This is a genomic window from Pseudomonas sp. CM25 (assembly GCF_013179705.1).
Lineage (GTDB): Bacteria > Pseudomonadota > Gammaproteobacteria > Pseudomonadales > Pseudomonadaceae > Aquipseudomonas.
Map to the genome: position 1 here is coordinate 29,079 of NZ_JABMCW010000002.1, position 24,707 is coordinate 53,785.

Annotated in this window: 20 protein-coding genes, 4 tRNA genes and 1 pseudogene; 4 read left to right on the plus strand and 21 right to left on the minus strand. The window is 64.0% G+C overall.

Features of this window, described 5'->3' with window-relative positions; translation table 11 throughout:
* The first annotated feature begins 42 nt into the window (after positions 1–42).
* Complete coding sequence (locus HP546_RS00390; RefSeq protein ID WP_172218577.1) at positions 43–1,161, plus strand: nitrilase-related carbon-nitrogen hydrolase; 1,119 nt, start codon at positions 43–45, stop codon at positions 1,159–1,161.
* Positions 1,162–1,165: 4 nt separating this feature from the next.
* Positions 1,166–2,206, plus strand: coding sequence for an AraC family transcriptional regulator (locus HP546_RS00395; RefSeq protein ID WP_172218578.1), 1,041 nt, complete (start codon positions 1,166–1,168; stop codon positions 2,204–2,206).
* Between the two features lie 248 nt (positions 2,207–2,454).
* Here the strand turns inward: HP546_RS00395 and HP546_RS00400 are convergent, their stop codons facing one another.
* The 21 genes from HP546_RS00400 to leuC form a co-directional block, all read right to left on the minus strand.
* The gene (locus HP546_RS00400) at positions 2,455–3,288 is read right to left on the minus strand and encodes a DUF2242 domain-containing protein (protein ID WP_172218579.1); all 834 of its coding nucleotides are present in this window, start codon (positions 3,286–3,288) and stop codon (positions 2,455–2,457) included.
* 201 nt (positions 3,289–3,489) lie between these two features.
* Positions 3,490–3,566 (minus strand) — tRNA-Asp (locus tag HP546_RS00405).
* A 141-nt stretch (positions 3,567–3,707) separates the two neighbouring features.
* Positions 3,708–3,784 (minus strand) — tRNA-Asp (locus tag HP546_RS00410).
* Between the two features lie 100 nt (positions 3,785–3,884).
* A tRNA-Asp gene (locus HP546_RS00415) sits at positions 3,885–3,961 on the minus strand.
* A 65-nt stretch (positions 3,962–4,026) separates the two neighbouring features.
* Positions 4,027–4,102, minus strand: a tRNA-Val gene (locus HP546_RS00420).
* 116 nt (positions 4,103–4,218) lie between these two features.
* Entirely contained in the window at positions 4,219–4,989 is a 771-nt protein-coding gene (locus HP546_RS00425) for an SDR family oxidoreductase (protein WP_172218583.1), read from the minus strand.
* Positions 4,989–6,200, minus strand: coding sequence for an O-succinylhomoserine sulfhydrylase (locus HP546_RS00430; protein ID WP_172218584.1), 1,212 nt, complete (start codon positions 6,198–6,200; stop codon positions 4,989–4,991). The genes HP546_RS00425 and HP546_RS00430 overlap by 1 nt, the downstream gene beginning before the upstream one ends.
* Before the next feature lie 16 nt (positions 6,201–6,216).
* A complete protein-coding gene (purF, locus tag HP546_RS00435; RefSeq protein WP_172218585.1) occupies positions 6,217–7,722 on the minus strand; it encodes an amidophosphoribosyltransferase in 1,506 nt (501 codons plus the stop codon).
* 42 nt (positions 7,723–7,764) lie between these two features.
* Positions 7,765–8,322, minus strand: a complete 558-nt coding sequence (locus tag HP546_RS00440; RefSeq protein ID WP_172218586.1) for a CvpA family protein — start codon at positions 8,320–8,322, stop codon at positions 7,765–7,767.
* Between the two features lie 244 nt (positions 8,323–8,566).
* Positions 8,567–9,217 (minus strand): SPOR domain-containing protein, encoded by a 651-nt coding sequence (locus tag HP546_RS00445; RefSeq protein WP_172218587.1) that lies wholly within the window; start codon positions 9,215–9,217, stop codon positions 8,567–8,569.
* A complete protein-coding gene (gene folC, locus HP546_RS00450; RefSeq protein WP_172218588.1) occupies positions 9,201–10,508 on the minus strand; it encodes a bifunctional tetrahydrofolate synthase/dihydrofolate synthase in 1,308 nt (435 codons plus the stop codon). Before folC ends, HP546_RS00445 begins: the two co-directional genes overlap by 17 nt.
* Complete coding sequence (accD, locus tag HP546_RS00455; protein WP_172218589.1) at positions 10,508–11,401, minus strand: acetyl-CoA carboxylase, carboxyltransferase subunit beta; 894 nt, start codon at positions 11,399–11,401, stop codon at positions 10,508–10,510. Before accD ends, folC begins: the two co-directional genes overlap by 1 nt.
* 215 nt (positions 11,402–11,616) lie before the next feature.
* The gene (locus tag HP546_RS00460) at positions 11,617–12,237 is read right to left on the minus strand and encodes a phosphoribosylanthranilate isomerase (RefSeq protein WP_172218591.1); all 621 of its coding nucleotides are present in this window, start codon (positions 12,235–12,237) and stop codon (positions 11,617–11,619) included.
* Between the two features lie 62 nt (positions 12,238–12,299).
* Positions 12,300–13,160, minus strand: coding sequence for a tRNA pseudouridine(38-40) synthase TruA (gene truA, locus HP546_RS00465; RefSeq protein ID WP_172218593.1), 861 nt, complete (start codon positions 13,158–13,160; stop codon positions 12,300–12,302).
* A 95-nt stretch (positions 13,161–13,255) separates the two neighbouring features.
* The gene (locus HP546_RS00470) at positions 13,256–15,994 is read right to left on the minus strand and encodes a FimV/HubP family polar landmark protein (RefSeq protein ID WP_172218595.1); all 2,739 of its coding nucleotides are present in this window, start codon (positions 15,992–15,994) and stop codon (positions 13,256–13,258) included.
* A gap of 71 nt (positions 15,995–16,065) precedes the next feature.
* Complete coding sequence (locus HP546_RS00475) at positions 16,066–17,070, minus strand: aspartate-semialdehyde dehydrogenase (protein WP_172218597.1); 1,005 nt, start codon at positions 17,068–17,070, stop codon at positions 16,066–16,068.
* 159 nt (positions 17,071–17,229) lie between these two features.
* Positions 17,230–18,342 (minus strand): aspartate-semialdehyde dehydrogenase, encoded by a 1,113-nt coding sequence (asd, locus tag HP546_RS00480; protein WP_172218599.1) that lies wholly within the window; start codon positions 18,340–18,342, stop codon positions 17,230–17,232.
* A gap of 63 nt (positions 18,343–18,405) precedes the next feature.
* A complete protein-coding gene (gene leuB, locus HP546_RS00485) occupies positions 18,406–19,488 on the minus strand; it encodes a 3-isopropylmalate dehydrogenase (RefSeq protein ID WP_172218601.1) in 1,083 nt (360 codons plus the stop codon).
* Between the two features lie 54 nt (positions 19,489–19,542).
* Entirely contained in the window at positions 19,543–20,307 is a 765-nt protein-coding gene (locus tag HP546_RS00490; RefSeq protein ID WP_172218603.1) for a class I SAM-dependent methyltransferase, read from the minus strand.
* Positions 20,308–20,467: 160 nt separating this feature from the next.
* On the minus strand, positions 20,468–21,112 hold the full coding sequence (gene leuD, locus HP546_RS00495) for a 3-isopropylmalate dehydratase small subunit (RefSeq protein ID WP_172218605.1): 645 nt from the start codon (positions 21,110–21,112) through the stop codon (positions 20,468–20,470).
* Complete coding sequence (gene leuC, locus HP546_RS00500) at positions 21,109–22,542, minus strand: 3-isopropylmalate dehydratase large subunit (RefSeq protein WP_172218607.1); 1,434 nt, start codon at positions 22,540–22,542, stop codon at positions 21,109–21,111. Before leuC ends, leuD begins: the two co-directional genes overlap by 4 nt.
* Before the next feature lie 132 nt (positions 22,543–22,674).
* Between leuC and HP546_RS00505 the strand changes: the two genes are divergently transcribed.
* Positions 22,675–23,553: a LysR family transcriptional regulator gene (locus tag HP546_RS00505; RefSeq protein ID WP_172218609.1), complete on the plus strand. Its 879-nt coding sequence runs from the start codon at positions 22,675–22,677 to the stop codon at positions 23,551–23,553.
* A 62-nt stretch (positions 23,554–23,615) separates the two neighbouring features.
* A pseudogene (locus HP546_RS00510) lies at positions 23,616–24,707 on the plus strand (PAS domain-containing protein); the annotation flags it as partial.

Here is a 24,707-nt window from a genome sequence, read left to right on the forward strand (position 1 = left end):
TCGTACCCTTGTCACGGTTTCAACTGAAATAGACACGGTTCAATGCGAAAACTCCTGGCAAGCGCCTTGGCGCTGGTGATGATCGCCGCCCTTTGCGGCTACGGCTTCTGGACCCAGCAGCGCCCGGAAGGCCACTACCTGTCCGACCTGCGCATCGAGCTGGCACTCAACCATGGGGTGCCAGGTGAGCGCGGCAACCTGCTGGGCGTCGAGCCACTGCTCTACCCCAGTGATTACCAGAACCTGCAGCGCCTGCACCGCAAGCTGGCCGCTTACCTGGAGCAGGCGCGTGCCCACGGGCTGGTCAGCCCACGCACAGTGGTGGTGCTGCCGGAGCACATCGGCACCTGGCTGTGGGCGCGCGGTGAGAAAAACGAGCTTTACCAGGTGACACAAAGCCGCGAGGCCCTGCAATGGCTGGAGCTGAGCAACCCGCTGCGCTACGGCCTGGCCATGCTCGGCAGCGACGGCGACGACTGGCGCGCCGATGCGCACCTGCGCATGAAGGCCGAACAGATGGCGGCGGACTACCAGCAACTGTTCGGCGGCCTGGCCAAGGAGTTCGGCGTTACCTTGGTAGCCGGCTCCATCGTGCTGCCTGCGCCCTATGTGAAACACGGCGTACTGCATGCCGGCCGTGGCCCGCTGTTCAACAGCAGCGTGGTGTTTGCCGGTGACGGCTCGCTGCTGGGCGAGCCCCAGCGCCAGCAGTTCCCCGACAGCGAAATGCGCCGCTACGTTCACGATGGCCGCCAGCACCCGTTGCAGGTCGTGCAAACCCCTGCCGGGCGCCTGGGCGTGCTGGTGGGCAGCGACAGCTGGTACCCGCAGAACCACCAACAGCTGGCACAGCAGTCGGTACAGCTGATTGCCAACCCGGTGTTCCTGACCGGCAAGGGCAGCTGGGACGCGCCGTGGCGTGGCAATCGTCATCAGCAGGCCAGCAACGGGCTTGCCTTGCAGCGCGGCGAAGTCAGCGAGCGCACCGCCTGGCAACGCCTGACCGAGGCAGCCGGAGCCAGCGTCAGCAGCATCAGCGTGTTCATGCGGGGGCAGTTCTGGGAACAGGCCGGTGATGGCCAGGGCTTTGCACGCCAGTCGGGTGAGTTGCTGGCGGGTACGCCAAGCCCCGGCGCCCGCCTGCTGAACCTGTGGTTGTAGGCCCATGCCCCGCCCCCGCGTGCGCCTGGGCGACCTGTCGGTCGGCTTTGTCCAGCCGCTGAGCGAAGCCCTGCTCCAGCTGGGCCATGACCCCGAGCCGCTGCTGCGCCGCTATGGCCTGGACGCGGCACGCCTGGGTACAGCGGGCGCGCGCTTGTCGATCCCCCGCTACATGCACCTGGGCCACGCCGCCATCGAACTGTGCGGGGAGCCTGCGCTGGGCCTGTACATGGGGCGCCTGAGCCGCCTGGCGCATGCCGGCCTGGCCGGGGTCACTGCGGCCCAGGCGCCCACCCTGGGCGAGGCGGCGCGTACCCTGCTGCGCTTCGAGCCGCTGTATGCGGCCAACTACCGTGGGCACTCCAGCTTCCATGAAGATGCCCACGGTGCCTGGCTGCGCTTCTACTCCATCAGCCCTTACAACGCCTACAACCGCTTTGTGGTCGACTCGCTGCTGGCTGGCTGGCTGGCACAACTTGCGGACCTGGCCGGTACGCCGGTGCACGCCGAACGCCTGGAAATAGAATTCGCCGCGCCCGCCTATGTTGCCAGTTACCAGCCCCTGTGCAGCTCACCCGTGCAGTTCAATGCCGACGGCAACCAGCTACGCCTGAGCCAGGCTACGCTGCAGCTGGCCAACCCACGGCATTGCCCGAGCACCTGGCAGCACCTGCTTCAACTTTGCGAGGGCGAGTTGCAGCAGCGCACACGGGTGCGCAGCCTGGGTGAGCGCATCACGCACCTGCTGGGCCCGCTGCTGCATGGTGGCCGTGAACCGGACCTGGAAGAAGTGGCGCTGCACCTGCAACTGCCGACCTGGACGCTACGCCGCAGGCTGGCCGAGGAAGGCACGCGGTTTCGCGACTTGCTCAGCGAGACACGGCGCGACCTCGCCGAAACCTACATCCGCGATACGGAGCTGGCCTTCGGCGAAATTGCCTATCTGTTGGGGTTTGCGTCGGCCGAGGCGTTCCAGCGCGCGTTCAAGCGCTGGACGGGCCTTACGCCGGGGGAGTTCCGCCGCAGCCAGCGGCGGGCGGGCTAAAGCTCGGTGGCGTCGTCAGCCGGTTCCGGGGTGTCCAGTTCGTAAGCCTGGGTTTCGAGTAGTTCTTCCTGGTATTCATCCATGGCCCTGCGTCCTCTTGCTCATTTATCTTGGTCGGTATCGCCTTCAACCTAAGCAGGTAGGGTGAAGAAATGATGACAAGCTTATGAGTGGTAAACGTAGCAGGTGTTCCGGAAGTTATCGCCGCGCGTCTGTTACAGAAGTTGTGTACGTTCCGCACCGGTCGATCAAAGAGAGGGGGAAGCGGCTTCGGCAGGCTGCGCGTCTTGCTGTACCTGAATCGGCGCCGCATCCGCGGGCGGCGCCACAGGCTGCGAGCCTTGGCTGTCATCCACTACTGGCGCCGCTACCGCCTCAGTGGCCGGTGCAGCAGCCTCAGGCACCGGTGCCGCTTCAGGGGCTGGGGCTGGGGCTGGGGCTGGAGCTGGAGCTGGAGCTGGAGCTGGAGCCGCAACAGCCTGCTCGGGCAGGCCGAGGGTCACGGTCGGCTTTTCGGCCTTGGGCGCCTCGGCCTTGGGCTTGTCCACTTTCTTCGGCTTGGGCAGGTAGCTCTCCACCAAAGCGAAATAGCGGTCATAGAACTGCGCCGCCGTCACCGTCTCGCTGGCCACCTTGACCATCGAGTCGTCACTGGAGCCGATCGGCATCGACACCGAACCGAGCACCCCCACACCCAGGCTGGCAGAGGTGTTGGACTTTTTCAGCGCGTAGCGATCCTGCAGGGCGTTGGCGAACATGGTCGAGCGCTGCTCGTCACTCGCGTCCGGTGCGCAGGTGACGTTGAAGCTGATCTGCAGGTGATTGTCGCTGTTCTGCTGAAAGCTCTTGTTACCCACCACCTGGTTGGCGCCGCTGTTGGTGATGATGTAGCCCTGGCTGAGCAAGGCACGCCGGGCGGCCTCGCAAGAGCCGGCGTCGCTCACCGGAAAGCTGCGCGAGTAGGTGCCCGAGTCATCGAAGTTCTCGTGCTCGTAGACGGCGGCCTTTTTCGAAGAGCAACCGCTCACCCCCGCCAGCACCAGGGCCAGCCCGAGCGCACCAAAGACGGAAGATCTGGTCATTGCGAATTCCGGGTATGTCGAGAAGGTGCCTATTGTGCAACACAGCAGGCAGGCACAGGAACCGCTGGTCGGTGAAGAACCTGTCAGGTTGGTGTAAATCCGGGTAAAGACAGAGGATCGCCAGGTGCAGAAACGAAAAAAGCGACCCGAAGGTCGCTTTTTTCGTAGCTTCAAGGCGTTCAAGGGGCCTTGAGGCGAAGATGGCGCAGCGGACGGGACTCGAACCCGCGACCCCCGGCGTGACAGGCCGGTATTCTAACCGACTGAACTACCGCTGCGTATCATTCAGGCTTGCGCCCGATTGAAACCTGGGTCTACCCTTCCGGCGCAGTGGCCTCAGGGCAGGCACAAAAAAAGCGATGACGTGATCGCTTCCTCTGTGTGTGCTTCAAGGTGTTCTAGGGACCTTGAAACGAAGATGGCGCAGCGGACGGGACTCGAACCCGCGACCCCCGGCGTGACAGGCCGGTATTCTAACCGACTGAACTACCGCTGCGTATCGTTCAGGCTTGCGCCCGATTGAAACTGGGATCAGCCAAAGGCAATTTGCCTTGTGGCTTCAGACCGGTGCCAGGCACCCATCTGTTACTTGAAAATGGCGCAGCGGACGGGACTCGAACCCGCGACCCCCGGCGTGACAGGCCGGTATTCTAACCGACTGAACTACCGCTGCGCAGTGCATTCCTCTCCGGCATTCAGCTTCTTGCGAAACCGTTTGCACCAGGAACTCTCAGGAAGTGGTGGGTGATGACGGGATCGAACCGCCGACCCTCTGCTTGTAAGGCAGATGCTCTCCCGGCTGAGCTAATCACCCCGCGATGTTGCTTGTTGCGTTTGCTTCGCTGAGGCCGCGAAATTTACGCAGGTGGCGAAGCTAAGTCAATAGCCCCATTGAATTTTTTTTCAAAAAGACAGGGCAGAGCATCACGCTCAGGTGTAGATCATCTTGCGGGTCATGCCGCCATCGACCACAAACTCCTGGCCGGTGACAAAAGCCGCCTGACGCGACAACAGCCAGGCCACCATGGCCGCAACATCTTCCACGGTCCCTACCCTGCCCGTGGGGTGCTGGGCATGGTCGGCTTCGGTCAACGGCTCGGCACGGCGCTGTGACGGGTCGCGGGCGTCGATCCAGCCCGGGCTCACCGCATTGACGCGGATCTCCGGGGCCAGGCTCATGGCCAGCGCATGGGTCAAGGCCACCAGGCCGCCCTTGCTCGCCGCATAGGCTTCGGTGTCAGGCTCGGACTGGCGCGCCCGGGTGGACGTCAGGTTGACGATCGCCCCATTGTGCGCACGCAGGTACGGCGCACAATGCTTGGCCAGCAGCATCGGGCCGTTGAGATTGACCGCCAGCACGCGGTTCCACTGCGCCAGGCTGAGGCTTTCGAGGGTCTGGTTGTGCGGGTTGGCGATGGCCGCGTTGCACACCAGCGCGTCCAGGCGTCCAAACTGGCCCAGCACCTCGGAGACCCCGGCGCTGACCTGGGCCTCGTCGGCGACATCCATGGTGATGAACCAGGCATTGTCGCCCAGGGCCTTGGCCGCCTTGGCACCACGCGAGCGATCAAGGTCGCTGAGCACCACCTGCCAGCCTTCGCAGATCAGCCACGCGGCAATGCCCAGGCCGATGCCGCGGGCGGCACCGGTTACCAAGGCTACCCGGCCGTTGTGGCCGGGCACAGCGCCGCCGATCTCCATCACAGCGCGGCCAGCCCACGCGCCAGGTCGGCCTGCAGGTCGGCCACGTCTTCCAGGCCCACGGCAACGCGGATCAGGCTGTCGCGGATACCTGCGGCTTCTCGCTCCTGCGGCGACAGGCGGCCGTGGGAGGTGGTAGCCGGGTGGGCGATGGTGGTCTTGCTGTCACCCAGGTTGGTGGTGATCGAAATTACCCGGGTAGCGTCGATGAAGCGCCAGGCGCCTTCCTTGCCACCCTTGACCTCGAAGCTGACCACCGCACCAAAACCACTCATCTGGCGCTTGGCCAGTTCGTGCTGCGGGTGGCTCGGCAGGCCGGCGTAATGCACCTTTTCCACGCCATCCTGCTGCTCCAGCCATTCAGCCAGCGCCTGGGCGCTTTCGCAGTGCGCGCGCATGCGCAAGCGCAGGGTTTCAAGCCCCTTGGTGAAGATCCAGGCGTTGAATGGGCTGAGGGTGGGGCCTGCGGTACGCAGGAAGCCCACCACTTCTTTCATCTGCTCGGCACGGCCGGCAACCACGCCGCCCATGCAGCGACCCTGGCCGTCGATGAACTTGGTGGCCGAATGGAACACGATGTCGGCGCCCAGTTTCAGCGGCTGCTGCAGCGCCGGGGTGCTGAAACAGTTGTCGACCACCAGCATGGCCCCACGAGCATGGGCAATTTCGCTGAGGGCGGTGATATCGACCAGCTCGGCCAGCGGATTGGATGGCGACTCGACGATCAGCAGCTTGGTATTGGCCTTTATGGCCTGTTCCCAGCCACCGAGGTCGACCAGAGGCACATAGTCCACCTGCAGGCCGAAGCGCTTGAAGTATTTTTCGAACAGGCTGATGGTCGAGCCGAAGACGCTTTGCGACACCAGCACATGGTCGCCGGCACTGCACAGCGACATCACCACGGCCAGAATCGCCGCCATGCCGGTGGAGGTGCCCACGGCCTGCTCGGCGCCTTCCATGGCCGCCAGCCGCTCCTCGAAGGCGCGTACGGACGGGTTGGTGTAGCGCGAGTAGACGTTGCCCGGCGTTTCACCGGCAAAGCGCGCAGCAGCATCGGCTGCCGTGCGGAACACATAGCTGGAGGTCAGGAACAGCGCTTCGCTGTGCTCGCCCTCCGGTGTACGGTTTTGACCGGCGCGTACCGCCAGGGTGTCGAATCCGACACCCTCGAGGTCGCTGTCCAGTCGCCCGGCATCCCATTGATCCGTCATGCCGTCGCTCCCTGAATCAGTTGTTGTAGAGGTCGATGATCGCGCTGACCGCCTGGTGCTTGACCTTGGCCAGGTCATTACGGGCCTGCTCGATACGCTCGAGGTAGGCTTCGTCGATATCGCCGGTGACGTACTCACCGTTGAATACCGCGCAATCGAAGTGATCGATCTTGATCTTGCCGCCACCGACCGAATCGATCAGGTCCGGGAGGTCCTGGTAGATCAGCCAGTCGGCGCCGATCAACTCGGCCACCTGGTCGGTGGTACGGTTGTGGGCGATCAGTTCGTGAACACTCGGCATGTCGATGCCGTAGACGTTGGGGTAGCGTACAGCCGGGGCTGCGGAGCAGAAGTAGACATTCTTGGCGCCAGCTTCACGGGCCATCTGGATGATCTGCTTGCAGGTGGTGCCGCGCACGATCGAGTCGTCCACCAGCATCACGTTCTTGCCGCGGAATTCCAGCTCGATGGCGTTGAGCTTCTGGCGCACCGATTTCTTGCGCGCGGCCTGGCCGGGCATGATGAAGGTACGGCCGATGTAGCGGTTCTTGACGAAGCCTTCGCGGAACTTCACGCCCAGGCGATTGGCCAGCTCCAGCGCGGCCGTGCGGCTGGTGTCCGGGATCGGGATAACCACGTCGATATCATGCTCGGGGCGCTCGCGCATGATCTTGTCGGCCAGCTTTTCACCCATGCGCAGACGGGCCTTGTACACCGAGATGCCATCGATGATCGAGTCCGGGCGCGCCAGGTACACGTGCTCGAAGATGCACGGCTGCAGTTTTGGCGCTTCGGCGCACTGCTTGGTGAACAGCTGGCCGCCTTCGGTGATGTACACCGCTTCGCCCGGGGCCAGGTCGCGGATCAGGGTAAAGCCGAGCACGTCGAGGGCCACGCTTTCGGAGGCGATCATGTACTCCACGCCTTCGTCGGTGTGGCGCTGGCCGAACACCACCGGGCGGATGCCGTTAGGGTCACGGAAACCGACGATGCCGTAGCCGGTGATCATCGCCACCACGGCGTAACCGCCGACGCAGCGGCTGTGCACGTGGGAAACTGCAGCGAATACGTCTTCCTCGGTGGGCTGCAGCTTGCCGCGCACCGCCAGCTCATGGGCGAACACGTTCAGCAGCACTTCCGAGTCGGAGTTGGTGTTGACGTGGCGCAGGTCGGACTCGTAGATCTCCTTGGCCAGCTGCTCGACGTTGGTCAGGTTGCCGTTGTGTGCCAGGGTGATGCCATACGGAGAGTTGACATAGAACGGCTGGGCCTCGGCCGAGGTCGAGCTGCCCGCAGTCGGGTAGCGCACGTGGCCGATGCCGATGCTGCCGACCAGGCGCTGCATGTGGCGCTGCTGGAACACATCGCGCACCAGGCCATTATCCTTGCGCAGGAACAACCGGCCGTCATGGCTGGTCACGATACCGGCAGCGTCCTGGCCGCGGTGCTGGAGGACCGTAAGCGCGTCATACAGCGCCTGATTGACGTTCGACTTACCGACGATACCGACGATGCCACACATGCGACGCAACCCCTACTTTGACGAAACTTGAGTGAATAGCGCTCAGGGCTTAGCAGGCCCGAGCAACTGTTCCTTGAACGGAAGATCAGCGGGAGCGCTGATCAGTCCACCGGGCGTCCATTGGCCGGTAAAACCCAGGATCAGGTTTTTCGACCAGTCGGCGACCAGGAGAAATTGTGGTATCAGGCGTGATTCCTGCCACCAGGTATCTTGTTGCACCGGCCCCAGGCTGATCAGGCCTATGGCCACCACCACCAGCAAAGCCCCGCGCGCGGCACCGAATGCCATGCCCAGGAAACGATCGGTGCCGGACAATCCGGTCACGCGGATCAGCTCGCCGACCAGGAAGTTGACCATGGCCCCCACCAGCAAGGTGGCGACGAAAAGAATGGCGCAGCCAGCGATGACGCGCATCGATGGCGTCTGGATATAGCTCTCAAGATACACCGAGAGCGAACCGCCGAACATCCAGGCAACCGCACCGGCAATGATCCAGATGAGCAAGGACAAAGCCTCTTTGACGAAGCCGCGCTTGAGACTGATCAGTGTGGAGACGGCGATGATCGCGATGATCGCCCAATCAACCAGGGTAAATGCCACGGTGCTGCCTGCAGACGTTTGAGGCGGCGCATTTTACCAGAGCGCAGGGCTGGGAGTAAGCGGAATGTCAGCTGGATTGGTGTTTGCTTCATCGCCGGCAAGCCAGCTCCGACAGGGATCGCGCAAGCTTCTGGAATCAGGGGAAAACAGCTGCTTCCACCGGGATTGCACATGACTTGAGGCCGATGCGGTCGAGGTGGGAGCTGGCTTGCCGGTGATGGGCGGCATAGCCGCCCCGCGGCTATCAGCTGCGCTCGGGCTGGAAGCGCACGACAAAGCCCTTGAGACTGTTCTGGCGGTTGACCGCATCACGCACGCGCTCGGCCTCGGCCCGCTCGATCAGCGGCCCGACGTACACCCGGTTCATGCCACCCGCCGAACGGATATAGGCGTTGTAACCCTGGCTACGCAAGGTCTGCTGGAGTTTTTCTGCCCCTGCACGGTTGGACAGGCTGGCCAACTGGATAGACCAGCTGACCGGCAAGCCATTGACATCGATCTTCGAGGGCGCTGCAGCCTTGGCCTCGACTTTAGCTGCAGGTGCCGACGCCTGCGGCTTGACCGGTTGGGCCTGGGCCTGGGCCTGGGCCTGGGCCTGAGCCTGCGGCGACGGCGTGATCGGCTGGCTGGGGGGGCTGGCCGGTGCCGTCGACTCGTTGACCACCACCGGCGCCGGTTGCGGTTCTTCCGGAATCACCTGTGGCTCAGGCACGGCGACCGGCTCTACCTTCACTTCCGGCAAGCTGGGCATGGCCGGTGCCTGCGGGGCCTCGACGTGCACCTGGCGCATCTCGTCCTCGCGGGTGAACAGCATGGGCAGGAAAATCACCGCCAGCGCCACCAGCACCAGCGCACCCACCATGCGCTGTTTAATCCCTTTATCCAGCACTGCCATCTACTCCACCCTCATGGGCGTGCCGCTCCAGCCATTCCAGCGCCTGGGCAACACAGAAAAACGAACCGAACAGCAGGATCTGGTCATCCGCCGTCGCCTGCGCGCATTGCCCCTCAAGGGCGGCGTCGACACTGGCATAAGACTTCACTGCGGCGCCGAGGTTCGTCAAGGCCGTAGCCAGTTCTGCAGCCGGGCGGCTACGCGGGGTATCCAGCGGCGCCACGGCCCAGTGGTCGACCAGACCCTGCAGCGGCGCGACAACACCGCCCAGGTCCTTGTCCGCCAGCAGGCCGAACACCGCCAGGCGGCGCCCCTTGAGCGGCCGGGCTGCCAGGCGTCGGGCCAGGTACTGCGCAGCATGGGGGTTATGCCCCACATCCAGCAGCAGCTCCACCCGCTTGCCCTGCCAGCTCAGCACACGGCGGTCGAGGCGACCGGTGATGCGGGTATCCAGCAGCGCCTGGCGAACCTGCCCTGCGTCCCAAGGCAGGCCCATCAACAGGTAAGCCTGCAAAGCCAGGGTAGCGTTTTCCATGGGCAGATCGAGCAGCGGCAGGCCGCCTAGTTCGACTTGCGCGCCATCGGCTGCAGTGCCGCGCCAGCTCCAGCTGCCATCGGTGCTGCTCAGGTCGAAATCACGCCCGCGCAGGAACAACGGCGCGGCCAGGTCGGCAGCCTTGTCCAGCAACGGCTGCGGCGGATCCAGGTCACCGCACAACGCAGGCTTGCCCTGGCGGAAGATGCCGGCCTTCTCGAAGGCCACCCGTTCGCGGGTATCGCCCAGGTAATCGACATGGTCGACGCCGATACTGGTCACCAGTGCCAGGTCGGCATCCACCACATTGACGGTGTCCAGGCGACCACCAAGGCCCACTTCCAGCACCACGGCATCCAGCTGCGACTGGTAGAACAACCAGAACGCGGCCAGAGTGCCCATCTCGAAGTAGGTCAGGGAAATTTCGCCCCGCGCCGCCTCGACGGCGGCAAAGGCGTCGCACAGTTGCTGATCGCTGGCCTCTTGACCCTCGATCAGCACCCGTTCGTTGTAACGCAACAGGTGCGGCGAGCTGTACACGCCAACCTTCAGCCCCTGGGCACGCAACAGCGAGGCTACGAAGGCGCAGGTGGAACCCTTGCCGTTGGTGCCGGTTACCGTCACCACGCGTGGCGCCAGCTTGCCCAGCGCCAGCCGGGCAAGCACCTTCTGCGACCGCTCCAGGCCCATGTCGATGGCCGAGGGGTGCAATTGCTCGAGGTAGGCGAGCCATTCGCCCAGGGATCGTTGTTTCATCACGCGACGGCAGCCGCCTCACGCGCTTGCTCCGGGGTTTCCTGGCCGGTCATCTGCGCCAGCAGGCGGGCCAGACGCGGGCGCAGTTCGCCACGGGAGATGATCAGGTCGATGGCGCCGTGCTCCAGCAGGAACTCGCTGCGCTGGAAGCCTTCTGGCAGCTTCTCGCGCACGGTCTGCTCGATCACCCGCGGGCCGGCGAAGCCGATCAGTGCCTTCGGCTCACCGACGATAACGTCGCCGAGCATTGCCAGGCTGGCGGAAACACCGCCGTACACCGGGTCGGTCAGCACCGAGATGAACGGGATGCCTTCCTCGCGCAAGCGCGCCAGCACGGCAGAGGTCTTGGCCATCTGCATCAGCGAGATCAGCGCTTCCTGCATGCGTGCACCGCCAGAGGCGGAGAAGCAGATCATCGGGCAGCGGTTTTCCAGCGCGTAGTTGGCAGCACGCACGAAACGCTCGCCGACGATGGCGCCCATGGAACCCCCCATGAACGAGAACTCGAAGGCGCTGACCACGATCGGCATGCCCATCAGGGTGCCGCTCATGGAGATCAGCGCGTCTTTCTCGCCGGTCTGCTTTTGCGCGCCGGTCAGGCGGTCCTTGTACTTCTTGCCATCACGGAACTTCAGGCGGTCGACCGGCTCCAGGTCAGCGCCCAGCTCGGCACGGCCTTCGGCGTCGAGGAAGATGTCGATACGCGCGCGTGCACCGATGCGCATGTGGTGGTTGCACTTGGGGCAGACATCCAGGGTCTTTTCCAGCTCCGGACGATACAGCACGGCCTCGCAGGCCGGGCACTTGTGCCACAGGCCTTCTGGCACCGAGCTCTTCTTCACCTCGGAACGCATGATCGAAGGGATCAGTTTGTCGACTAACCAGTTGCTCATGCTTTCTTTCTCCAGTATTGGCAGGCGGGGGACCGGTGTCGCCGGCCCTGCCCTTGAGCTCAAAATCTTATGGAACGTTGCTGGACCGGCCGCGAGACTTCCCGCGCGCCACTCCAGCGCTAATGTGTTGTTTTGCCGTCAGATGTACTGACGACTGCCGCGCAGGGCTGCGAAAGTTATGGACGATGGCGCGCAGCCAGCCGTCACATCTGCCATCACGCCTGTTTCACCGCACGCATGAAGGCTTCGATTTTAGCCGCATCCTTGATGCCCTTGGCCTGTTCGACGCCGCCGCTGACATCCACCGCGTAAGGCTGCACCTGGGCAATGGCCCGACCGACGTTATCGGCCGACAGCCCGCCGGCGAGGATGACTGGCTTGCTCAGGCGCGCCGGCACCAATGACCAGTCGAAGGCTTCACCGGTTCCCCCGGGTACGCCCTTCACGTAGGTGTCCAGCAAAATACCGCGGGCACCCGAATAGGTTTTGCAGGCTGCTTCCAGGTCGTCGCCCGGGCGTACGCGCAAGGCCTTGATCCAGGGGCGGTGGAAACCCTCGCAGTCCTGCGGGGCTTCATCGCCGTGGAACTGTAGCAGGTCCAGCGGCACCACTTCGAGGATCTCGTTCAGCTCGCAACGCGTGGCGTTGACGAACAGCCCGACCGTGGTCACGAACGGCGGCAGCTCGGCGATGATCGCCCGAGCCTGGAGCACGTCCACAGCCCGGGGGCTCCTGGCATAGAAGACGAAGCCGATGGCATCGGCACCCGCTTCGGCAGCGGCCAGTGCGTCCTCGATGCGGGTGATCCCGCAAATCTTGGTGCGTACATTGCTCATGGACAGCGAACCCTGCTGGTTACGGTGAAAGGCCGGATGTTAGCAAATGACTTTAGCGCCCGTCAGTCAGCCAACGCCTCGAAACCGGTCAGAAAGTGTGGGCCAATGTAACGCTGGGGCAGCGCGAACTCCTCCGGGTACTCCACCTGCACCAGATACAGCCCGTAAGGATGTGCGGTCACCCCGCCTTCGCTGCGGTTGCGCCCTTCCAGCACCTCGCGCGCCCAGGTAACCGGGCGCTCGCCGGCACCAATGGCCATCAGCACCCCGGCAATGTTGCGCACCATGTGGTGCAGGAAGGCGGTGGCGCGCACGTCCAGCACGATCATCTGGCCATGGCGGGTAACGCGCAGGTGGTAAATGTGCTTGATTGGCGACTTGGCCTGGCACTGGCTGGCGCGGAAGGCGCTGAAGTCGTGGGTGCCGAGCAGGAACTGCGCGGCTTCGGCCATGCGCTCGACGTCCAGTGGACGGTGGTTCCAGGTAACTTCCTCGGCCAGGTGCGCCGGGCGGATCGGGTCGTTGTAGATGACGTAGCGGTAGCGCCGGGCACAGGCCTTGAAGCGGGCATGGAAGTCGGCCGACATCGGCCGCGACCAGACCACGCTGATGTCGTGCGGCAGGTTGAAGTTGGTGCCCATGGTCCAGGCGCGTTCGTCGCGCACGGCGCGGGTGTCGAAGTGCACGATCTGCCCGCAGCCGTGTACGCCGGCATCGGTACGCCCGGCGCAGACCACCGCGATTGGCTCGTTGGCCACCGTGGACAGCGCCTGCTCCAGCGCTTGCTGCACGCTCGGCACACCGCTGGCCTGGCGCTGCCAGCCGCGGTAACGCGCGCCCTTGTATTCCACGCCCAGGGCGATACGGGAGTAGCCTTCGGCCGCAGATTCGGTGGCGGCGCTGTCGATGATGTCCAAGAGCATGAAACCTGTGGGGTGTACGGAATGGCGGGGATTATAACGACAACGGCAGCCGCGTAGGGCTGCCGTTGAAGGTGTATCGCGTTCCAGGACCTCGATCAGACCAGTCGAGACAACATGTCCTCGGCTTCCTGACGCTGGGTGTCGTCGCCGTCCTTGACTACCTCATCAAGGATGTCGCGCGCGCCCTGGTTGTCACCCATGTCGATATAGGCACGGGCCAGGTCGAGCTTGGTGGCCACTTCATCACTGCCGGAGAAGAAGTCGAAGTCGAGGTCGTCCAGCGGCTCTGGCTCCGGCTGTGCAGCCGCATCCTCGCTGGTGAAGTGCGGCTCCAGCGACGGCGACTCGAGGCTCTGCGACAGTTTGTCCAGCTCGGCGTTGACGTCGTCCAGCTCCGAAGCGAAGCTCTTGGCGGCTGGCGAGTCATCTTCCAGCGACAACGACAGGTCGAAGTCTGACGGCAGGTCGAAATCGGAGATCGGGTCGAACGCCGGCACGCTGTCGAAGGCATCCAGCTCCGCAGCGACATCCACCGGGGTCTCTGCCACTGCTTGCGGGGCAGCCGGGGTGACAGGCTCGGTGATATCGAGGTCGAAATCGGACAGGTCCACAGCAGGCTGGGGCTCGGCCTGGGCCAGCATGGCCTCGAAGTCTGCATCGGCCTCAGCCTGCAGCTCGGCGTCCACGGCAAACGGTTCTTCTTCAGGCTGCGCCTCTTCCAGCGAAGGCTCATCCAGTACCGGTTCGTCGGGCTCGGGCGCCTGCGCCAGCGGCTCGTCCAGCAGCGGTGCTGCCAGCGGGTCCTCTTCGGGCAGGTCTTCACCCAGGCTCAAGTCAAAGGCGCTGTCCAGGTCCTGCTCGTCCAGGCCTGGCTCATCGAGGGTCGACACTTCGTCGAAGGCATCCAGTTCAGCCTCCGGCTCGAGTGCTGCCTCAGGCTCCGCTTGCGCTACAACATCCGGCTCGGGCTCGAATTCCGGCACTTCTTCAGGCACAACGTCAGCCACCGCTGGCGCTTCAGGCTGATCCTGCAGCAGGCCCTGCACGTACTGCTCATCCATTTCGGCAGCCAGCGCCGCCGCACCCAGGCCGGCTGCGGCCAGGCTGAGCATCGCCGGGTAGCGTTCCTTCAGCCCGGCGACTTCTGCAGCATTCTGCTCGGTTGCCGGCAGCTTGCGCTCCTGCTCGACGAACGCGCTCTGGTCACCTTGGCGGGCGTACACGTCCATCAGCTTCAGGCGCAGGTCATCACGCTGCGGCGCTGCGGCCACGGCGGGCTCCAGCAGCTCGGTAGCGCGGTTCAGGCGGCCTTCGGCCAGGCATTGATCGACCTCCGCCAGCAAACCGGGGTACGGATCTGTTTCAGGCTCGGGCAGCGGTTCGGCGACTGGCGCAGCCGCTTTTTCTGCAGCAACGGCAGCGGCGGCCGACGCGGCCACCACGGCTGGCGACAGGGTGACGCTGGGCTCCGAGACTTCAACGCCATCAAGGCTATCGGTATCGGTGTCAAAGCCCGTGCCTTGCTCTTCTTCCAGTGCCCGCGCCATCCGCAAGTGTTTCTCGGCCTCTTGCTGGGCCTTGCGCTTGCGCGCCAGCAGCCACAGCAGCAGGGCCAGTACCAGAAGGGTAGAACCGGCAATCAGCCAGAGCAGCCACGGGTTGCCGAGGATCTGCTGGAGTGCGCTGTCCGGCTGGCTGGCAGGCGCTGGCGCGGCAGCAGGTGCCGACTCGGGCGCGGTGTCGACGGCAGCGGGCGCTGGCTCGACCGAAGGCTGCGCAGCGGCGGCTGGCTGGCTCACAGCAGCGGCAGCCGTTGCCGGGGTGGCTGCGCCCTGCCCTTCGAGGCGCGCGAGCTGGTTGTTTTTCAGCTCGATCAGACGCTGCAGCTTGTCCAGCTGGCTCTGCAGGTCGGACATGCGGCTTTGCAGTTCTTCGTTGTCACGGCGGCTGGTGTCCAGACTTTCCTGGGCCAAGGCCAGCTTGTCGCTGAGGGCTTTGGTCTGACCGCCACTGGCCTGGTTGCCCGGGCTGACCAGGCGCAGGTTGTCACCTTGGGCGATAACCGACGGCGCGGCCTCGGCGGCGCCACGGCGGGTGGCGTCCAGCTGGCGGGCACGCGGGCCCAGGCGGCGGCCTTCACGCCAGGCGGCATACTGTTCGGCCACCTCGCTGTTGGCCTCTCCCTGCGCGATGTTCTGGACCTGCTGCTGGTCGGGCAGGCGCAGTACCTGGCCAACCTTCAGCTGGTTGATGTTGTTGCCGATGAATGCGTCCGGGTTCAGCGCCTGGATGGCGATCATGGTCTGCTGGATCGAGCCACCCTGGGTGTTGCGCGCGGCAATCTGCCACAAGGTGTCGCGGCGCTGGGTGGTGTAACTGCTGGCACCGGTGACCGCCGAGGCAACGTTGCCGGCCGCCTGCTTGTCGCCCTGGGCCCTGGCCTGGTCGAGCAGTACGCTGTAGTCACGCAGCAGACGGCCTTGCGGCCACATTACCTGGACCAGGAATTTGACCACTGGCCCCGGCAGCGGTTGGCTGGAGGTCACCCGCAGCACGCTTCTGCCGTTGGGGTTGATCACTGGTGTGAAGGTCAGGTCTTCGAGGTAGGTCGGAAACGCCACCCCGGCCTTGCTGAACTCTTCCGGGGGCGCCAGGCTCGGCGCTACTTCGGCCGCCTTGAGGTCGCGCACGTCGAGCAATTCGATCTCGGCGTCCAGCGGCTGATTCTGTGCCGACTTCAGGGTCAGCTCCCCCAAGCCCAGGGCATTCGCCATGCCAGACGACAGCGCGGATGCTGCAGCCATGGCCAGAACCAGTTTGCGAATTCGAAGCATGACCTCTTCCCTTGTATGAATCGTCCCGAAACCTGCATGCGGAGCAGGACAAATATGCTCGCCAGTATCTTTTACGGCATGTGTTTAATCAACAATTGTGCCACTTGCACGGCATTGAGCGCGGCGCCTTTGCGCACGTTGTCGGTGGTGAGCCAGAGGTTGAGCTGCTGGTCTTCATCAACACCGTGACGTACACGACCAACATAGACCACGTCTTGGCCCACTGCGTCACCTACCGGGGTCGGATAATCATCACGCTCCACCAGCTCGAGGCTGTCAGCCGCCTCCAGGGCCTGGTTGACGGCGTCCAGGTCGACCGGGCGACGGCTTTCTACGGCCACACTGAAGCTATCGCCGAAAAACACCGGGACTTGAACGCAGCTCACGGAAATCTTCAGCTCAGGCAAGTCCAGCAGCACGCGCAGCTCGCTGACCAGGCGGCGCTCCAGCAGCGTGTGGCCCTGCTCATCGGCTGCGCCGACCTGGGCCAGCAGGTTGAACGCCACCTGACGGTCGAAGAAACGCGGCTCAAGCGGGCGGGCATTGAGCAGTTCGGCGGTTTGCCGGGCAAGTTCGCTGACCGCTTCGCGGCCTTGTGCAGACACCGCCAGCGCGGCCATCACCTGCACCCGCTCGATGTCCAGCAGGCTTTTAAGCGGCGCCAGCGCCACGGCCAGGGCAACGGCGGCCGAGCATGGGCTGACAATGCGTGCCGGCAGTGCCAGGCCGGCCAGGCGTTCGGCGTTGGCTTCGGGCACCAGTGCCAGGGCATCGTCCAGGCCACCGGACAGGTCGATGACCGAGCAGCCGGCCTGCAGCGCCTTGCCGGCGAAGCTGCGGCTGACAGCGGCGCCGGTGGCGAAGAAGGCCAGCTTGACCTGGGCGAAGTCGAAGCTGTCGACTTCACGCACCTTGAGCTTTTTGCCGGCGAACATGACGCTGCTGCCTGCCGATTCCATGCTGGCCAGCAGGTGCAGGGTGCCGACCGGGAACGCCAGTTCTTCGAGGACCTGTACCAGGGTTTCACCGACGCTGCCGGTGGCGCCGACGACGGCGATATCGAATGTTGGGTTCATGCGGGCTGCCTCTGGCGAAACGGGAGCGGCACTTTACTCGGATTGTTGGGGCGAGGCCAATGCCGTCTATGCGCTTCTCGTATCGGCCTCGATGAACATTTGCGGATATAAAAAAACCCGCGCTGTCGCCAGCACGGGTTTTCGGTCACAGCAGAACGATCAACGCTCCAGCAGGATCCGCAGCATGCGGCGCAGCGGTTCGGCGGCACCCCACAGCAGCTGGTCGCCCACGGTGAACGCACCCAGGTACTGCGAACCCATGTTCAGCTTGCGCAAACGGCCAACCGGTACGTTCAGGGTACCGGTGACGTTGGTCGGGCTCAGTTCCTGCATGCTGATTTCACGCTGGTTCGGCACCAGCTTCACCCAAGGGTTGTGCTGGCTGATCATGCCTTCGATATCGGCGATCGGCACGTCCTTGTTCAGCTTGATGGTCAGCGCCTGGCTATGGCAACGCATGGCGCCGATGCGCACGCAGATACCATCGACCGGGATCGGGCTCTTGAAGCGGCCGAGGATCTTGTTGGTCTCGGCCTGGGCCTTCCATTCTTCGCGGCTCTGGCCGTTTGGCAGCTCCTTGTCGATCCAAGGGATCAGGCTGCCCGCCAGCGGCACACCGAAGTTCTCGGTCGGGTACGCCTCGCTGCGCATCGCTTCGGCCACCTTGCGGTCGATGTCGAGGATGGCGCTGGCCGGGTTGGCCAGGTCTTCGGCGACGGCCGCGTGGGTGGCGCCCATCTGCTTGATCAGCTCGCGCATGTTCTGCGCACCGGCACCCGAAGCTGCCTGGTAGGTCATGGCGCTCATCCACTCGACCAGGCCGGCTTCGAACAGGCCGCCCAGGCCCATCAGCATCAGGCTGACGGTGCAGTTGCCGCCGATGTAATTCCTGGTACCGGCGTCCAGCTGCTGGTCGATGACCTTGCGGTTGACCGGGTCGAGGATGATCACTGCGTCATCCTGCATGCGCAGGGACGAAGCAGCGTCGATCCAGTAGCCCTGCCAACCGGCTTCACGCAGCTTGGGGAACACCTCGTTGGTGTAGTCGCCGCCCTGGCAGGTCAGGATCACGTCGAGGGTCTTGAGTTCTTCAATCGAATAAGCGTCCTTGAGCGGCGCTGTATCCTTGCCGACGTTGGGGCCTTGGCCACCGACATTGGAAGTAGTGAAGAACACCGGCTCGATGAGGTCGAAATCCTGCTCCTCCAGCATCCGCTGCATGAGCACGGAACCGACCATACCGCGCCAACCGATCAGACCTACACGTTTCATCGCAACTACACCTTTGCTAAAAGTGGGCCGCCACCAGGAATTTGGGGTGGCGGGCCAGAGAGATTACAGATTCCGCAGCGCTGCGACTACTGCGTCGCCCATTTCCTGCGTACCTACTTTACGGCAGCCTTCCGAGAAGATGTCGCCGGTGCGCAGGCCCTGGTCCAGGACCAGGCTTACCGCCTTCTCGATGGCATCGGCGGCAGCCGTCTGGTTGAAGCTGTAGCGCAGCATCATCGACACCGACAGGATGGTCGCCAGCGGGTTGGCGATGCCAAGGCCGGCGATGTCCGGCGCCGAGCCGTGGCACGGCTCGTACATGCCCTTGTTGTCGGCATCCAGCGACGCCGAAGGCAGCATGCCGATGGAACCGGTCAGCATGGAAGCTTCATCCGACAGAATGTCACCGAACATGTTGTCGGTCACCATCACGTCGAACTGCTTGGGTGCACGTACCAGCTGCATGGCAGCGTTGTCGACGTACATGTGGCTCAGCTCGACATCCGGGTAGTCCTTGGCCACCTCTTCGACCACTTCACGCCACAGCTGGCTGGAAGCCAGGACGTTGGCCTTGTCCACCGAGCACAGCTTCTTGCCACGTACCCGGGCCATGTCGAAGCCGACACGGGCAATGCGGCGCACTTCGCTTTCGCTGTACGGCAGGGTGTCATAAGCCTGGCGCTCGCCACCTTCCAGCTCGCGCTGGCCACGCGGGGCACCAAAGTAGATGCCGCCGGTCAGCTCGCGGACGATGAGGATGTCCAGGCCGGCGACGATTTCCGGCTTCAGCGACGAGGCATCGGCCAGTTGCGGGTAGAGGATGGCCGGGCGCAGGTTGGCGAACAGACCCAGTTGCGAACGGATTTTCAGCAGGCCGCGCTCCGGGCGGATATCACGCTCGATCTTGTCCCACTTCGGCCCACCCACGGCGCCCAGCAGCACGGCATCGGCCTTGCGCGCACGCTCCAGGGTTTCGTCGGCCAGCGGCACGCCGTGCTTGTCAATGGCAGCGCCGCCGATCACGTCGTGCTGCAGGTTGAAACCGAGCTGGAACTTGTCATTGGCCAGGTCCAGCACCTTGACCGCTTCGGCCATGATTTCCGGGCCGATACCATCACCTGGGAGAATCAGAATCTGCTTGCTCATGCTTTCCTCTATTCATTCACGCGGTGCGGCCATGCGGGCCCCACCGAAAGGTTCTTAACGCTCTGCCCACAACACCAGCACGTCGGTGCTGAACGAGCCATCGGCCTCGATCTGGTAATACTGCCGTACTTCTTCACCCATCGCTTGCTGCAATTGGCGAATGGCCATGCGCATCGGCTCGGGCGTACGCATGCGCTCGACCCAGGTGCTCCACTCAAGGCGCAACGGCTGGCGGGTGTGACTGCGCACATGCAGGCCGGCTTCGCTGACCTGGCGCTGCCATTGGGCGGCGGAGTAGTCGCGCACGTGGCTGGTGTCGCGCAGCACTTCGACCGTTTGCAGGTAGGTGTCGAGCAGCGGGCTGCCGGGTGACATCACATCGATGAACGCCGCCACGCCACCAGGCTTGAGCACCCGACGCACTTCGCGCAGGGCCAGGCCCAGGTCGCTCCAGTGGTGGGCGGAGTAGCGGCTGAAGACGAAGTCGAACGCGCCATCGGCGAACGGCAGGCGCTCGGCCGCGCCGCGCTCGGTGGTGATATTGGCCAGGCCGCGCTCGCTGGCGGCGCTGGCGACCACGTCGAGCATGGCTTGCGAGAGGTCGTAGGCGACCACTTCGGCGACCAGCGGGGCGACGTGGAAGCTGACATGACCGGCACCGCAGCCCAGGTCCAGCACGCGGGCATGGCCCTGGCCTGCCAGCTCGGCTTGCAGCAGGGCAAATTCACTGCCCTGGGCGTGCACGGCGCTGCTGAGGTAGGCGCTGGCCTGTTCGCCGAACTGGCGCTGGACCACATCGGTGTGCTGGGTGCTGGTCATGGCTAAATCCTTTGGTATTTTTTGTTGCCTGTGTCGGCCCTATCGCCGGCAAGCCAGCTCCCACAAAGAACCCACAGTATTAAGACCTGTTGTATTCCTGGGGGAGCGGGTTTACCCGCGAAGAGGCCGGCACAGCCAGTACAAATGCCGGCTATATCAATCAGGCATCACGGAACAGCCAAGGCTGGCTGGCGCGGTGCTTGCCCTCGAAGGCCTTGATCGCATCGCCGTCCTGCAAGGTAAGGCCGATATCGTCCAGGCCATTGAGCAGGCAGTGCTTGCGGAACGCGTCGATTTCGAAGTGCAGCACCTTGCCATCCGGGCGGGTCACTGCCTGCGCCTGCAGGTCAATGGTCAGCTGGTAACCCGGGTTGGCCTCGACCTGCTTGAACAGCTCGTCCACTTCCTCATCGCTGAGGATGATCGGCAGCAAACCGTTCTTGAAGCTGTTGTTGAAGAAGATGTCGGCAAAGCTTGGCGCGATCACGCTACGGAAGCCGTACTCGTCCAGGGCCCACGGGGCATGCTCGCGGCTGGAACCGCAACCGAAGTTCTCCCGCGCCAGCAATACACTGGCACCCTGATAACGCTCGTGGTTGAGCACAAACTCATTGTTCAACGGGCGTTTGCTGTTGTCCTGATAGGGCTGCCCCACGTCCAGGTAACGCCATTCGTCGAACAGGTTGGGGCCAAAGCCGGTGCGCTTGATCGACTTCAGAAACTGCTTGGGGATGATCTGGTCGGTGTCGACGTTGGCACGGTCCAACGGCGCGACGAGGCCAGTGTGCTGGGTAAAGGCTTTCATGCTGCGCTCCCTTGGATCAACTCGCGAACATCGATGAAGTGGCCAGTCACCGCAGCAGCGGCAGCCATGGCCGGGCTGACCAGGTGGGTACGCCCACCGGCGCCCTGGCGGCCTTCGAAGTTGCGGTTGGAGGTGGACGCGCAGTGCTCGCCACTCTCCAGCCGGTCCGGGTTCATCGCCAGGCACATCGAGCAGCCTGGTTCACGCCATTCGAAACCGGCTTCGACGAAGATCTTGTCCAGGCCTTCACGCTCGGCCTGGGCCTTGACCAGGCCCGAACCCGGCACAACGATGGCCTGCTTGACGGTAGCCGCCACCTTGCGGCCCTTGGCGATTTCCGCCGCAGCACGCAGGTCTTCGATACGCGAATTGGTGCACGAGCCGATGAACACGCGGTCCAGCTGGATATCGGTGATGGCCTGGTTGGCGGTCAGGCCCATGTACTTCAAGGCGCGCTCGATCGAGCCACGCTTGACCAGGTCGGCCTCGGCGGCCGGGTCCGGTACGCGCTGGTCGACGGCCAGGACCATCTCGGGCGAGGTGCCCCAGCTGACCTGCGGCTTGATCTGGCCGGCATCCAGTTCGACCACGGTGTCGAACACCGCATCGTCATCGGAAACCAGGTCTTTCCAGGCTTCTACAGCACGTTCCCACTGCTCGCCCTTCGGCGCGTACGGGCGGCCTTCGACGTAGGCAACGGTGGTGGCGTCAGTGGCCACCAGGCCGACACGTGCACCGGCTTCGATGGACATGTTGCAGATGGTCATGCGGCCTTCCATCGACAATTCGCGGATCGCGCTGCCGGCGAACTCCATGGCGTGGCCGTTACCGCCGGCGGTGCCGATCTTGCCGATCACGGCCAGGACGATGTCCTTGGCGGTAACGCCGGCAGGCAACTGGCCTTCCACGCGCACCAGCATGTTCTTCATCTTCTTGGCGACCAGGCACTGGGTGGCGAGCACATGCTCTACCTCGGAGGTACCGATGCCGTGGGCCAGGGCACCAAAGGCGCCATGGGTGGAGGTGTGCGAGTCGCCGCAGACCACGGTCATGCCTGGCAAGGTGGCACCCTGCTCCGGGCTGATGACGTGGACGATGCCCTGGCGCACGTCGTTCATCTTGAATTCGACGATGCCGTATTCGTCACAGTTCTCGTCAAGGGTCTGCACCTGCAGGCGCGATACCTGGTCGGCGATGGCCTCGATGCCGCCCTTGCGCTCTGGCGTGGTCGGCACGTTGTGGTCTGGCGTGGCGATGTTGGTGTCGATGCGCCAAGGTTTGCGGCTAGCCAGGCGCAGGCCTTCGAAGGCTTGGGGCGACGTCACTTCGTGGATGATGTGGCGGTCGATGTAGATCAAGGACGAGCCGTCATCACGGCGCTTGACCTCATGGGCTTCCCAGAGTTTGTCGTAGAGCGTTTTGCCAGCCATCAGACTGTTCCTCATCAGCGTTCTTTCTATGCCAAAAACCCCTTGGCTTGTATGGACGATGCTATGGGGTTAGATTGAATAACTCAAATTCATAATTTTTATGCTTTGGATAACCCAAAGGAATACAAGCCCATGGATCTGGCCAACCTCAGTGCCTTTATCGCCATTGCCGAAACCGGCAGTTTCTCCGGGGCGGCCGAACGCCTGTTCCTGACCCAGCCGGCCATCAGCAAACGCATCGCCGGCCTGGAGCAGCAACTGGGCGTGCGCCTGTTCGACCGCCTGGGTCGTGAGGTGACATTGACCGAGGCCGGGCGCGCCTTGCTGCCAAGGGCCTACCAGATACTCAATGTGCTCGATGATACCCGACGGGCCCTGACCAATTTGACCGGGGAAGTGAGCGGTCGCCTGACCCTGGCCACCAGCCATCACATCGGCCTGCACCGCCTGCCCCCACTGTTACGGGCATTCACCCGCCAGCACCCCGCCGTAGCGCTGGATATTCAGTTCATGGATTCGGAACAGGCCTACGATGAGATTCTGCATGGCCGCGCCGAAATTGCCGTGATCACCCTGGCCCCCGAGCCCCACCACCTGGTCAAGGCCGTGCCGGTGTGGGACGACGCCCTGGATTTCGTCGCCGCCCCCGAGCACCCACTGGCGAACGACCAGGCCGTCAGCCTGGCGGATGTCGCCCGCCACCCGGCGGTGTTCCCCGGCGGCAACACCTTTACCCACCATATCGTCCAGCGCCTGTTCGAAAGCCAGGGCCTGACGCCGAACATCGCCATGAGCACCAACTACCTGGAAACCATCAAGATGATGGTCTCGATCGGCCTGGCGTGGAGCGTGCTACCGCGCACCATGCTCGACGAACAGGTTGCACCCATCGCCTTGCCCGGCATACAGCTGTCGCGCCAGCTAGGCTACATTCTGCACACGGAGCGAACGCTGTCGAACGCAGCCAGGGCATTCATGGCACTGCTCGACAGCCACGCAGGGCCCGCCTGACCGGTAGTCAGCTCGGCATTTCCAAGTTCAAGGACGCGTCATTCGCCAAAGGTCTGGTACCGATGCCCAAATCAGCAAACCGCTTTTTGCGCCTGCCGCGCATACCGGCGGCCGACCCCCAGGAATCGGAGCAAGCCTGGCAGAATGCCCCACAACTGCTGGCCGCGCTCAACGGCGCGCGCCTGGGAGCCTGGCTGTGGGACATCGAAAGCGGCCGGGTAAGCTGGTCACGGGGTACCCAGGCCCTGTTCGGCTTCGACCCGCAGCGCCCGTTGCCGGCCGATGTCGACTACCTCGACCTGCTGCCCGAAGAAGACCGCGCCCGCACGCGCCAGGTGTTCCAGGCGGTGTTCAATGGCGAGCCGGTGGAGCAGGCGATGCGCCACCGCATCCGCTGGCCGGACGGCAGCCTGCACTGGCTGGAAATAAACGGCAGCCTCACCCTTGACCAGCATGGGCGGCCGCAGATGATCGGGGTAATCCGCGAAATCACCCGCCAGCGCGAGCGCGAAACCGCGCTGATCAATTCGGAAAAACGCTTCGCCACCCTGTTCCACCTGAGCCCCAACGCCATTTTGCTGACCCGTCGCCACGACGGCATGATCTTCGAGGTCAACCAGCACTTCGAGGACATGTTCGGCTGGCCCGGTAGCCAGGTGATCGGCAAGACCAGCCTGGAGCTCGGCCTGTGGGCCAACCCCTAGCAGCGCCATCAGGTGATTGAATCGACCCGCGCCAACAACGGCCCGCTGATCCTCGAAGTGCAGTTCCGCGCCTCCAGCGGCAAGGTACATGACGGGATCCTGTGCACCCAGGGCATCGAACTGGAAGGCGTGACATTCCTTATAAGCACCTTCGTCGACACCACCGAACGCAAGCGCGCCGAACAAGCCCTGAAGGACAGCCAGGAACGCCTTGACCTGGCCCTGGACTCGGCGCAACTCGGCACCTGGGACTGGCATATCCCCAGCGGCATGCTCTACGGCTCGGCGCGGGCTGCGCAGCTGCACGGCCTGCCGCCCATCCCGTTTCACGAATCGTTCGATGCCTTTTTCGAAGGGGTGCCCGAGGACGAGCGCAACTCGATGCGCCAGGCCTACCGCAGCCTGCGCGAAGGCCCGGCGGGCAACTACCAGATCACCTACCGGGTACAG